Origin of the sequence: Hoeflea sp. TYP-13 (genome assembly GCF_040932035.1) — a bacterium.
In the GTDB taxonomy this organism is placed as follows: Bacteria; Pseudomonadota; Alphaproteobacteria; order Rhizobiales; family Rhizobiaceae; genus Hoeflea_A.
In genome coordinates this window covers 849,104-862,273 of the sequence record NZ_JBFRBB010000002.1, presented here as the reverse complement: position 1 = coordinate 862,273, position 13,170 = coordinate 849,104, and the positions used below count along the sequence as shown (strand labels likewise).

Annotated in this window: 8 protein-coding genes; 6 read left to right on the top strand and 2 right to left on the bottom strand. The window is 57.3% G+C overall.

What is annotated here, in order from left to right:
* Positions 1-11 precede the first annotated feature (11 nt).
* On the bottom strand, positions 12-2,726 hold the full coding sequence (locus tag ABVT35_RS14255; protein ID WP_368467253.1) for an ABC transporter transmembrane domain-containing protein: 2,715 nt from the start codon (positions 2,724-2,726) through the stop codon (positions 12-14).
* Between the two features lie 383 nt (positions 2,727-3,109).
* On the opposite strand from ABVT35_RS14255, the gene ABVT35_RS14250 reads away from it, so the two are divergent.
* Positions 3,110-3,781 (top strand): nitroreductase, encoded by a 672-nt coding sequence (locus ABVT35_RS14250; protein ID WP_368467252.1) that lies wholly within the window; start codon positions 3,110-3,112, stop codon positions 3,779-3,781.
* Between the two features lie 21 nt (positions 3,782-3,802).
* Here the strand turns inward: ABVT35_RS14250 and ABVT35_RS14245 are convergent, their stop codons facing one another.
* Complete coding sequence (locus ABVT35_RS14245) at positions 3,803-4,714, bottom strand: LysR substrate-binding domain-containing protein (protein WP_368467251.1); 912 nt, start codon at positions 4,712-4,714, stop codon at positions 3,803-3,805.
* Between the two features lie 104 nt (positions 4,715-4,818).
* On the opposite strand from ABVT35_RS14245, the gene ABVT35_RS14240 reads away from it, so the two are divergent.
* The 5 genes from ABVT35_RS14240 (at position 4,819) to ABVT35_RS14220 (ending at position 13,130) form a co-directional block, all read left to right on the top strand.
* Positions 4,819-7,326, top strand: a complete 2,508-nt coding sequence (locus ABVT35_RS14240; RefSeq protein WP_368467250.1) for a CoA transferase — start codon at positions 4,819-4,821, stop codon at positions 7,324-7,326.
* Between the two features lie 166 nt (positions 7,327-7,492).
* Complete coding sequence (locus tag ABVT35_RS14235) at positions 7,493-8,320, top strand: universal stress protein (RefSeq protein ID WP_368467249.1); 828 nt, start codon at positions 7,493-7,495, stop codon at positions 8,318-8,320.
* Positions 8,321-8,462: 142 nt separating this feature from the next.
* On the top strand, positions 8,463-11,144 hold the full coding sequence (locus ABVT35_RS14230) for a GNAT family N-acetyltransferase (RefSeq protein ID WP_368467248.1): 2,682 nt from the start codon (positions 8,463-8,465) through the stop codon (positions 11,142-11,144).
* 25 nt (positions 11,145-11,169) lie between these two features.
* Positions 11,170-12,093, top strand: coding sequence for a histone deacetylase family protein (locus tag ABVT35_RS14225; RefSeq protein ID WP_368467247.1), 924 nt, complete (start codon positions 11,170-11,172; stop codon positions 12,091-12,093).
* 131 nt (positions 12,094-12,224) lie between these two features.
* On the top strand, positions 12,225-13,130 hold the full coding sequence (locus ABVT35_RS14220) for an alpha/beta fold hydrolase (protein WP_368467246.1): 906 nt from the start codon (positions 12,225-12,227) through the stop codon (positions 13,128-13,130).
* The last annotated feature ends 40 nt before the right edge of the window (positions 13,131-13,170 follow it).

Below are 13,170 nucleotides of genomic sequence, written 5' to 3'. Positions count from 1 at the left end.
CCGTGCTGCTGCTATTGGGCTGCGGACTCGAGACGGTCGGAAATCTTGTCCGGCGTCCCCTCCGCGGCAATTCTTCCGTGCTCCATCAACAAGATGCGGTCGAAATCCTCCAGACCGTTATTGTCAAGTGGCACGTAGATAACACCCATTTGGCGCTGGCCATCATGAATTTCCATCGAAACGATATCGTGAATGATCTTCAACCGTTCCTTGGCATCGAGAGCCGAAAGTGCGCGGTTTAAAATAACAATGTCCGGTTTTTTCAACAATGCTCGCACCAGTTTCAGTTTTTGAGCCTGGTTGGTCGACAAATTGCGTCCGCCGGTACCGATGTCGAAGGAAAGGCCAATGCTGAAAACGGTATCGGACACGCCGCAGGATTCAATCAACGCCTTGATCGATTTAAGAACACGCTCGCGGGCGCCAATGCGTCTGGCGTCAATGCGCCCGAAAAGGATGTTGTCGAGAACCGTCAGCGAAGAATTGAAGCGTTCCGGATCGTGAAAGGCAATTGCGTCTCCATCCTGTTGTTTCACGGCTTCCTGCAGCTTGTTGCGGGCCGTCAGCAACCGTTCCTGCAACCCTTCGTCCACAAGACCAAAACGGGTTTGGGCTTCACAGTAGTCAAATGCCAGACCAAGCATCGCTTCAAGATGGCTGGAATCCGCAGTCGCAGCTGTTTTGCCTGCAAGGTCCTCAACCGCCTGTTTCATTTCCAGCAGATGTTCGGGAGAAGGACCGCCGGAACGCTGCAGCAGCAGGCTGTCCTCGGCAAGGTCGCCAAAGAGTTCGATATTGTTGCGCGCGATTTCCAGACCGACATCAAATAACGGTGCTAACAGATTATTATCATTCAATATTTTCCGTATGAGCACATTGGAGGGCAGCATTTTCGGACCGAAACTGTCATCGACTGGGGTGCCAAAGATCAGATTTTCGCCGATTGTGAGCTGGTGGCTGTATTTTTGCGGATCAAAGAATTCGACGGCTTCCGCAATCTTTTGGGTGGTCTTGTCGCTTGCAAAGCGGCTTCGCGCATCCATGATGCGGGCCTTGACGTCTTCGCCGGCATCGTCATCCAACTTGCGCAACAGGCCATATTCCAGGATATCGTCGTAAAGCCCTACGGTTTGCATGATCGAAAGCAGGCGCGGTGATGTCTCCTCATCGGGCCAGTTGCTGAACTCATCATATGCATCCGCCTCTTCGATCATTGTCTCCGGCTTGATGTTGAGATTTTCCATTTCAAAATGCTTGAAATCGGCACCGGAGCTGGCTGAATCGATGATTGGCGGTGTTTTTCCCGAAAACGGCAGGGTTTCAGCGAGCGTGGACTTGACTGTCCCGCCCGCAAAGAAGGTGCTGCTGTCGGCGTAACCGATACGCTGGCCGGTCAGGACTTCCGGCAGAGTCTCAAGGTTCTGATCGTCCAGCGATATTTTGCCAGATCCGGCCAAAAGCAAGCGCGCAAGCATTTCGGCGACCTGTTCTGCCCCGGAATCGGAACTGCCGACGATAGCCACAGCTTCTCGCCGCGTCACAGCGTTGGAGAAATTCTCGATGATAGGCTGATCGTGAGAATCGAGAACCGTTACGCCTTCCAGCGCAAAGCCGTCTTTGATGGGGGCGGGCGGTTTTTCGGTGTCCGCCTGTAGCTCGCTGCTGACGATTTTTGTGCTGGCAAAGTCGTCAATCGCCTGCTCATAGCGGATCTGGTTGAGCAGGCGTTTCTGATCCCAATCGATGATGCCCTTAATCGGTGAGGGCAAGTCCTTGTAGGCGGCGATCGAGGCGACGAGAGCGCCAATGTCGAGACGGCCGGTGATTACGAGGTAACCGCCGACGAGATAAAACAGAAACGCCAGGAACTGGATAAGGAAGTTGTTGAGGAACTTGACCTGAAACTTGCGTTGGTAAAGTTCGAAACGGATGACCAGAATCCGCTTTAACATACCCCAGATATTCGACCGGGCACGGTTGGAAACACCGTGCAGGTGAACGTCATCCATGCCCTGGACATATTCGCCGATACGGCCCGACAGCTTGCGGGCGCTTGCCTGGCGCATTCGGCCGAGTTCCAGCAATCTGCGGCGCAATCGGGGAATGATCCATGCCTGAAACAGCACAATTGCCAGCGTTATGACGCCGAACATGGTGCTTTGCAGGAACAGGAATGTCAGTCCGGTGAGCGCCTGGGCGCCCAGAAATACCGGTGCCGAAAACGCATCGCCGAAGAACTCGCCGAGCGGTTCAACCTCATCCTTTATCACGCTGGTGATTTCGGAAGGTTTTACCCGTCGCACCTTGGCGATCGGATAGCGCAGAACCCGATCGAACAGTTCATATCGCAACCGGCGCAGCAGCCTTTCGCCAAGCTTGCCCTTGAACGTGTTGATATAGAGCTTGAACCAGCCGTTCAGTGCGACAGCGACCAGAAATCCAAGGCACAGCACAATCAGCATTGCCTGCCTGTCCAGTTGCACGCCGTTGAAAAGGACTATGCTCTGCCCGAAGAAATACTCTGAAAAGGGCAGGTTGAAAGACAGGATGGTTTGCGTGGTGTTGGGCGTGTCGAAACCGACACCCTGGATCGGCCCGTTGACGATCAGCTTGGGCAGTTGCAGCATCTGGAAATAGACCGGCATCGATGCCAGGACCACAATGAAAATCCAGATCTGCTGCTTTCGCGAATGATTCCAGATATATCGAAGAAGATTACGCTGCAAAGTGTCTCTCTAGTCCCGTGGCCGGTAGCGCTGGCCAGATAGTTACTCCAGAACCTTCAACGATGGTTCGATTCTGTCAAGTCGGGCGCACGTTTCGCCCGTTTGAAAGCGGCAGCAACGGCCGGTGCCCGGGTTGTGCCGGAGTCATATAAGCCGAAAGGTGGCGTAATGTACAAAAGATTTGCGCCTGTGCGGACTGTTGGCCCCGGCCTGGCCGCTTTCGATGGGCCGGCGATCATGAACGCCGCGCAGCAGGAAGTTTCGACTTTAGAATGCTTCAAATCCCGTCCATCTCACTCTAAACAAGGAAATGGCGGCTTCCTGTTCGTGGTTAGTTGCAATCGTTTCGCCGGTTCCGGCCCGCAATCAAGGTGAATAACTGCATGAATGTTTCGGATGCTCTTGCCTCGCGCATAACCTGCCGGGCATTCCTTCCTGATCCCGTGAGGGAGGAAACCGTACGTGAAATCGTCGACAAGGCAAGATATGCCCCGTCCGGCGGCAATCTGCAGCCATGGCACCTTTTCGCGCTTTCAGGCAACGCACTTGCCGATTTACTGGCGGATGTAGCTGAAAAGATGCTGGAAACACCGCGTGGCGAAGTGCCGGAATACCGCGTGTATCCGCAAGATCTCAAAGACCCGTACGAGGCACGGCGGTTCAAATGCGGCGAGGACCTTTATGCCTCGATCGGTATTGAGCGGGCTGACAAGCGGGGGCGCATCGCGCAATTCCAGCGGAACTTCAAATTCTTCGGTGCGCCGGTCGGGCTTTTTGTCTATCTCGACAGGACCATGGGGCCGCCCCAATGGGCCGATACCGGCATGTTCCTGCAGAGTATCATGCTTGTGGCGCGTGAATACGGCCTCCATACCTGCCCGCAGGAAGCGTGGGCGCAATGGCACAAGACCGTTTCCAGCCATCTCAATCCACCGGCAGATTGGATGCTGTTTTGCGGCATGGGGCTCGGCTATATGGATAAAGAGGCACAGGTCAACACGCTGCGCACGGATCGCGCGTCGGTAGACGAGATCGCCACGTTCAAATTCCGATAATAGGCGAAGGAGCTTGGCGGACTAATCCTCCAAAGCAGCCTTGATCCAGCAGACAAGCGCCAGGGAGGTTTCCGCCTTCGGACCGGTTGTGCGGTACTGGGCATAATAGGCCGTATCGCGATTGCGTATCGCGGGGCCGATCTGCACAAGCGATCCATCTTCGATCATCCGGTCAACCAGGACACGCCATCCAAGTGCCACGCCGGCGCCGTTCTGAGCGGCGTGCAGGAGGAACGGGTAAGCGTCGTAAGCGGCAGATTTGTCGCTTGGCGGCGGCGGCACTCCGCAATGCGTGAACCAGGACTGCCATGTCATAAAGCCTGATTTGCCGATATCGAAATGAAGGAGCTGTGCCTTGGCGATGGCGTGCGGGTTGTCGGCAAGTTCCGGATGGTCTGCGAGGTAGTCACGGCTGCACACCGGAAAGACATCTTCGGCGAAGAGAGGCACGGATGTGCGGGAAGGATCATCAGAAGGGTCGGATACGATGGCGACGTCAATTTGCTCCATGTCCAGATGTTCCATCCAGTCGGACGTTGCAACGCGCACGCGTTTTCCCTTCAGCGCTTGTCGCAGTTCCGAAAAGCGCGGCATCAGCCACTGATCGGCAAAACCGAACGTACAGGCCATGACCAATTCGTCGCCGGGATCCTTGCGAGCGAGTTCGTCCCATACGGTTTCCGTATGGCCGATGCCAAGGGCAACGGCATCGGCCAGGCGCCTGCCGGCCTCAGTTGGCCGAATGCGATTGTTGTTGCGGTGAAACAACGCTTGTCCAAGGCGCTCCTCCAGCACCGTAATGTGCCTGCTTACGGTGGGTTGTGTCAGCGAAAGCTCGTGCCCGGCCCGGGTGAAACTCGAATGACGGGCTGCTGCCTCCAGAACCAGGAGAGCATGAAGGTATCCGGGTACATGTCTAAATTTGCGTTCCATACGCTTAATCTATGGAAAGCATAGAATACCGTCCAGTTGTTGCGTTTGATTGGCGTCCATATTGTTGCGGCCATGGGGCAATGTTGAAGACTGGATGTGTGTCTGTGAGCAAGGCGATATCGAGCGGCACTGAGCGGCCGTTGTCGGGGATCAGGGTCATCGACTTCGGTCAATATGTCGCCGGGCCCGCCGCCGCCATGATGCTGTGCGATCTTGGTGCGGAGGTTATTCACATCGATCCTCCGGGCGGGCCGCGGTGGAAATCGCCTGCTGCAGCCATGCTCAATCGGGGCAAGACCTGTGTCGAACTCGATCTGAAGTCCGGGGAGGGGCATGAGCAGGCCCTGCGCCTCATACGGTCGGCCGATGTCGTTGTCGAGAATTTCCGGCCCGGGGTCATGACGCGCCTGGGACTGGATGCCGGGACGTTTCGGGCGGATTGTCCGGGTCTTTTGTGGCTTTCGCTGCCCGGCTTTTCTTCCACCGATACCAAAAGAGCGGATTTGAAGGCCTGGGAGGCGGTCGTGGCCGCCGCCTGCGGCCAATATTCCGATATGGGTCTTAATCGCGTGCTGATGGGGATTGAACCCAGCTTTTCGCCGCTACCGCTGGCGTCGGCTTATGCTTCTGTTCTTGGGGCGGCGGCTGTCACCCTTGCGCTTGCAAAACGGCAGGAAACCGGAATTGGTGATGTTATCGAAGTGCCGCTGGCCGCCGCGCTGATGGAGGGGCTTGCCTACAATTCCCAACAGGTGGAGCGTTATCCGGACCGCTACAAGTCGAACCGGGAAAAGGAAATCGAGCGCAGGCGTGCAAGCGGCGAGCGAATGGACGCCACCTATGCCGAGCTGCAGGAATTGCTGGACCCGTTTTACCGCAATTATGAATGCGCAGACGGGCGGCGGATCTATGTGGTGAGCGCGTCGCATGTTTCACATCCCGAACGGGTTCTCAAAATCCTCGGCCTTTGGGAGCAACTCGTCGATGAGGGGCTACCCCGCCACGACGCCTATCTTGATGTGGCGGACTGGCCGGGCGGGGATACCTGTTCACTATCGAGTTACCCATTGTCGCAGGACTGGGCGGATCGCGTCTCCACGCTCATGAAGGAAGCATTCCGCACCAAGCCGTCTTTTGAATGGGAACGGATATTCGGTGAGCAGGGCGCTCCGGCCGCCGTCCAGCGCACAACGCAGGAATGGCTTGCAAGCGAACATGCCCTGCAGTCGCGCATGATATTGGAGGTGGACGATCCAGACTTTGGAACCATGCGCCAGCTCGGCAATCTGGCGTGGCTGAAAAGCGATGCTGCCGCGGCGGCCGCAAAAAATGCCCGGCGGATGGCGAAGGCTGCAGATATTGCGGCAATGCCGGTTGCAAATGCTGCAACGGCGGACACATCCAAATCAGGCTGGCTTGACGGTCTGAAGATCCTGGACCTGACCAATGTCATCGCCGGGCCGACCATGGCTTCGACATTGGCGCGGTTCGGGGCGGACATCGTCTCGGTCGGTCCGGTCAGCCCGACTATGGATGCATGGAATGCCATTATCTTCGGAATGCATGCGGGCAGGGGCAAGCGCAGCCTGCTGATGGACCTGAAGTCAAACAGGGGGCGTGAAGCGCTGAGCCGGATGATTGAATGGGCGGATGTCATTACCGCAAACGCCACGGACAGGCAGCTTGCCGGAATTGGCCTGGATGCCGAAAACCTGGAGCGGATCAATCCGAATGTTATCCTGTGCCAGCTCGATTGTTACGGCGGACCGATGCGCGGTCCCAACAGTAATTTTCCCGGCTATGACGATCTTGCCCAGGCTGTTACCGGCGTGATGGCCCGCTTTGGCGGCTCTCTCGACACACCCGAAGAGCACGCGCATTTTGGCACCATCGATGTGCTCGGTGGTTTTTGCGGGGTTCTGGCCATCGGAGCGGCGTTGTTTCAGCGCGCCCGCACCGGTCGCGGCGACGTGGCACGCGCGTCCTTATGCGCCGCCGGCCAGTTGATACAGGCGCCTTTCATGTTCGACTATGACGGACGCGCACCGTTCGATGAACCAAGCGGACGTGCGCTCAAGGGCTGGGGGGCGCTCTATCGCGCCTATCAGGCGGCCGACGGCTGGTTTTTCCTTGCGGCCCACGCAAGCGATCCCGCCACGCTGGCGGGCATCGATGGTTTGTCCGGCGTCGATGCTCTTCCCGCGGACGCGCTCGAATACGCATTGGAGACGCGCTTCAGGACCGGCAATGTAGCGGACTGGGTCCGGCGGCTACAGGCCGCCGATATCGGAGCGCATGGTCTGAACAAGATGCATGCAGTACGCGATGCGCACATAAGGTGCGAGAGCGAAGGTGCTATCGATCTTAACGAAAACACGTTCAGCTTCATCCGTCACGACCGGCATCCAAGCGGCCGCTGGGTCGATCTTGTCGCACCGAATGCGATCCGTCCGACAGAGGCGGCAATCACGATCCCCGGTCCGATGCCGAAGCCGGGTGCGGACAGCCGCGTGATCCTTGCGGAGTTCGGTTTCAGTGCGGATGAAATCGATGGAATGATCAAAGACGGCGTCGTGGCTGAGCAATGGTGCGCCAAATATCTGCCGGAGTGAGCCGTGTCAGGTTCTGGTCAAGAGCTCATCAGACGACGGCAACCTTGCGAATGTGGAACACGACGAGCCCTATCTGCTAGAGTGCCGCAGGTGTGGATTATCCGGAGATTCTTTCCATCCCGAGGGGCATATCGCCGTGCCGGGATCGGCGCGTAAGGAAGCTAACATGGCAGTTCGAAACATATTGGTTGCATATAACGGTACCCCTTCCTCCGACGCGGCGCTGTCGGCTGCTGCATTCATGGGCAACAAATACGATGCACACGTAACCGGTCTGATGGCCACCGTTTCGCGCATCGACATTGTCGGGCGGCCATGGCTGCCGGATGCCATCCAAAAGACCATCCTGGACCTGGACCGGGAGCATATGAAGGACATGGAGGCCCGCTTCAGGGAGAAGATGGCCGGTGAACTGCCGGATGAGAAACTGCATTGGATTGCACAGCGCGGCGAGGCGGATGCGACAGTGTCGGACTACGCACATATGTATGATCTGACCGTGGTTGGACGGCACGACGCTGTTCTTGGTGACGAACGCCTTGAACTGCATCCCGACCGTATCGCGTTGAAGAGCGGCCGGCCGGTGCTCGTCATACCGCAGACGTGGTCGCAGCCCCTGTTTCACGAACACGCGCTGCTGGCCTGGGACGGCAACAGGTCGGCAACCCGGGCGCTTTCAGATGCAATGCAGCTTCTGGAATTGAAGCAGCTGGTTACCGTCCTGACCGTAAAGGCCAAAGGCGTTGGCCGGGCGTTGAAGGGTATCAATGTCGAAACCGTGTTGAGCAGGCACGGCGTTGCGACGGATGTCGTTTCGATGAAACAAAACGGCAGGCATGTTTCAGACATAATTCTGGAGGAATGCGCGAACCGAAAAGCCGGCCTTCTGGTCATGGGCGCATATGAGCACAGCAAGTTTCGCGAAGATCTGCTTGGCGGTGTAACGAATACCGTTCTGCGCGAATGTCCGATACCGGTTCTGCTTTCGCACTAGAGACCACGCGCCGACACAATAGAAATATTTCAGTAAAGTCCTCTGCCAGACACTTTGTGTTGATAAGGATCAAGGTGTTGCGCGGACCCGTTGTATATCAGTCCAATCGGACCTGCGTATTTGCCATCAGGACGGCTGAAAAATGGGACCCAACAGGCTCGAATATCTCTTCAATCCACGTTCCATTGCGGTCTTTGGAGCGAGCGAATCCGGCCAATCTGTCGGCTCGATGGTTTTTGAAAACCTGTTAAAGAGCAACTTTGGCGGGCCAATCGTGCCGGTCAATCCAAAATATGGGGAGGTTGCAGGCCGGCGCTGTTATGCATCGATTGCAAAATACGGCGCAACCGTCGATCTTGCGGTCATCGCGACCCCGGCGCCGACTGTCCCCGCGATCATCAAACAGTGCGGCAAGGCGGGTATTCGCAACGCGATTGTGCTTTCTGCAGGTTTTGGCGAGGCGGATGGAAAAGGAAAGGCGCTGAATGCCAAGCTGATAGAGGCGGCAAGAAAAGCCGGCGTCCGCTTTCTGGGCCCCAACTGCGTCGGCCTTGTTCGGCCCGGTATTTCCCTGAATGCGACATTTTTGAAATCGTCGACCCCAAGGGGTGGACTTGCACTGATCTCGCAGTCAGGAGCCCTGTGTTCGGCGATTTCGGACTACGCTGCACCGCACCACCTCGGATTTTCGACCCTCGCTTCTCTTGGCAATGCGTCCGACACCGGATTTGGCGACGTGCTGAAGTTCCTCGCGGCCGATGCGGAGACAACGGCGATCCTGCTTTATGTGGAAGGCATACGCAATGCTCGCTCGTTCATCAGTTCACTGCGTCTTGCAGCCCGAATGAAGCCTGTCGTTGTTCTCAAGGCCGGACGGCACAACCAGAGCGCCAAGGCGGCGCACACCCATACCGGTGCCCTTATCGGATCCGACGAGGTTTTCGATGCGGCCATCGAGCGGGCCGGTGCGGTTCGCGTCAATACATTCGGTCAGCTCTTTGCCGCAGCAGAAATTTTGTCTTCGAAAACCAGGGCCGGCGGCAACCGGCTTGGTATCATTACCAATGGAGGTGGCGCGGGAGTGTTGGCTGCAGACAGGGCAGGTGACCTGCATCTCGATCTGCCCCAGCTCTCCCCATCGACGCTCCGGCAGCTCGATGCGGCGCTTCCGGCCTACTGGTCAAAAAGCAATCCGATTGACATCCTCGGCGACGCCGTACCAGAGAGCTTTGGCAAAGCCGTTACGGCCTGCCTGGAGGATCCCGAGTTCGACGGCGTGCTGGTTATGCTCACACCTCAGTCGATGACCGATCCCCTCGGGGCGGCAAGGGCGGTCATAGATGCTGTACCCGGCAGAAACAGAAAACCCGTGCTTGCCTGCTGGATGGGGGAGAGTTCGGTCGAGGAGGCGCGGCAGCTTCTGAGCGCCAACGGCATTCCGGATTTTGAGACTCCCGAACGTGCGGTCGAGGCATTCTCTTATCTTGCGAAGCATGAGCAGAACCGGAAACTGGCCCTTCAGACGCCCGGCCCGCTTTCGGACGTCAAGATACCGGACATCGAGGGAGCCCGCGAGATTATCAATGCTGTGCTCAATTCCGGCAGGTCCGTTCTGTCAGATACGGAATCAAAAAAGGTTCTCCAGGCATTTCATATGCCGATCAACACGACAGTGGAGGCCGGAAGCCGCGAAGAGGCCATAGCCGCGGCCGGAAGTCTTGGTTATCCCGTCGCAATGAAGATCAACTCGCCCCAGATCAGTCACAAATCCGATGTCGGCGGTGTTCGCTTGAACATCAAGGATGATGACGAGGTGGCGGCTGCGTGGGACGACATTACTTCAAGTGCAAGGGCTGCAATACCGGATGCTAAAATCCGCGGTGTTACCGTTGAGCCGATGATTGATACGGATAATGGGCGCGAACTCGTTGTCGGGGCCAGCCGTGATGCGGTTTTTGGTCCGACTATCCTGTTTGGTGCCGGCGGAACGATGGTGGAGGTGTTGCGGGACAAGGCGGTTTCCCTTCCGTCACTCAACGCGGTGCTGGCCAATCGCCTGGTCGACCGGACCAGGGTTTCGCGCCTTCTGGCTGCCTTCCGCGGTCAGCCGGCCGTGGACCGCGAGGCCGTAATCGGGTTGCTGCTGCGCGTGTCCGATCTCGTTTGCGAGCTTCCGGAAATCGACGAACTTGATATCAATCCGCTGCTGGCCGGGCCGGGCGGCGTCATTTGCATGGACGCGCGCATTCGCGCCAGCAGGCAGCCGAAGGGGGCGGGGCGCTATGATCACATGGCGATCCAGCCCTATCCCCGTGATCTGGCGCAAAGATCCGACCTGGAAGACGGTACGCCCCTCGTCATCAGGCCCATCAGACCGGAAGATGCCGAGAGCGAGAAGAAATTCGTCCGTGATCTTTCCGCCCAGGCCAAGCAATTCCGTTTCATGTATGCGCTCAACGAGCTGACGCCCACCATGCTCGCCCGGTTTACGCAGATAGATTACGACCGCGAAATGGCGCTCGTTGCCTTCACCGAGGAGGACGGCAAGCCGGTTCAGCAGGGAGTCGCGCGCTACAGCATCAATCCGGACGATACGAGTTGCGAGTTTGCCATCGTGGTTTCGCAAGACCGGCAGCATCAGGGCATCGGAACAAAGCTCATGACGGCGCTTATGGAGGCGGCGCGAATACATGGTCTTGAAATCATGGAAGGGACGGTGCTTTCGGAGAACAAGGCCATGCTCAAGCTCATGAGCGAGCTTGGATTTTCGCGCAAGCGTTCGGAGGCGGAACCTTCCCTGTTTGTCGTTGAACGGCAACTTTAAACGTAAGACCATTTGGGAGAATAATTTGCTGGCGGTTATATCGCACCCTGACTGTCTGCTGCACGATGCGGGACAATATCATCCGGAAAATGCGGACCGGCTCTATGCAATCAACAATCGGCTAATCGCATCCGGCCTTGATTTTGTGGTTCAACACCACGAGGCGCCGCTTGCCGACCGCCGCCAGTTGAAACTGGCCCATGATGCGAAATATGTAAAACGCATCATGGAGACGGCTCCGCAATTCGGATCGGTTCAAATTGACGGCGATACGGTCATGTCACCGCATTCGTTGCAGGCAGCGCTGCGGGCCGCGGGCGCCGGCATATTGGCCGTCGACCTGATTATGAAGAAAAAGGCAAACCCGGTCTTCTGCTCCGTTCGTCCGCCGGGCCATCACGCGGAACATGACAAGGCGATGGGATTTTGCCTTTTCAACAACGTCGCCGTTGCAGCCGCTCATGCTCTCGACAAATACCGATTGAAGCGCGTTGCGATTGTTGACTTCGATGTTCATCACGGCAACGGCACGGAAGACATATTCAGCGGCGACGAACGGGTCCTGTTCTGTTCGAGTTTCCAGCATCCGTTCTATCCCTATACGGGGCACGATTCGGACACACGGAACCTGGTCGACGTGCCGCTTGCGAGCGGCACTGACGGGCCGGCGTTCCGCAAGGCCGTCACTGAGCACTGGCTGCCGGCTCTGGAGGCGTTTCGTCCGCAATTGCTTTTCATATCGGCAGGCTTCGACGCCCATCTGCTCGATGACATGTCCGGGCTCAAGCTTGTCGAGTCCGACTATGGCTGGATCACGGACGAGCTCGTCTCGATTGCCGAAAAGCACGCGCAAGGGCGAATAGTCTCCATGCTTGAGGGGGGCTATAACGCGGAGGCTTTGGCCAGAAGCGTGGTCAGCCATCTGAACGCGCTGCTGCGTGTCGGGTGAACGCCAGAATACCCGATCCCGGTTGCTGAAAGCCCAAATCGGCATCTTTCGTTGCCAGCTGTTGTGGTGTCGAGAATAATTCAATATTGAACAGTCTATACCAAATGCCAGCGCGAATGCGGGGATATGAAATGAACGACCTTCAGGCGGATGCGGATGATCAACCTCGTTTGGGTGAGGCGGATGTTGGCGATGTGACACTTGGCTATACCGAGTGGCACCGCGAACTACGCGGCACCGGTCCAACACTGCTGTTTATCCACGCGACCGGATTTCATGCCCGCATCTGGGACGAGATCGTCAAGCGGCTGCCGGCGCACCACATAATTTGCCTTGATCAGCGCGGACACGGCCGCAGCACCGGGACAGGCGTCAAACACTGGCAGGTTTTTTGCGATGACCTGATCGGCTTCGTCGAGGCACTGGATTTGTCCGATATCGTAGCCATCGGTCATTCGATGGGCGGGCATGCCGCAATTGCAGCCGCCGCCAAACTGCAAACACGGTTCAGGAAAATCATCCTCATCGATCCGGTTGTCATGCCTCCGGCCTATTACGACCGGGCCGCCGCCATATTCCCAGAAGGAACGCTGCACCCATCTGCCAAGCGGCGGAGAAATTTTCAGACCGCCGAAGAAATGATTGAAAGGTTCGAAGACCGTTCTCCCTATTCGCTTTTCACACGGCAGACGCTGGAGAACTATTGCCGTCACGGGCTGGTGCCAAATGAAGACGGCGAAGGCCTGACGCTCGCCTGCGCACCGGATATGGAGGCGAGCGTTTACACCGCGAGCCTCAGCAACAAAGCGATTTTCGACCACGCCAGGGCGGTCGAAATCCCAGTCTTGATACTGCGTGCAAACGCGCCTGATGATCCTGCAAATCTGTCATTCACGTCGTCACCAACCTGGGAGGGGCTGGTCGACGTATTTCCGAATGCCCGCGAAATCTATCGTCCGGATCTGACGCATTTCATGCCCATGCAGGTGCCCGGGGAGATGGCGGATCTTATCGTCAGCGAGCTGGAAGGCGCCTGATCCCGCTCCGAACGGTGTGCCGTTTTCACGCTTTATACGA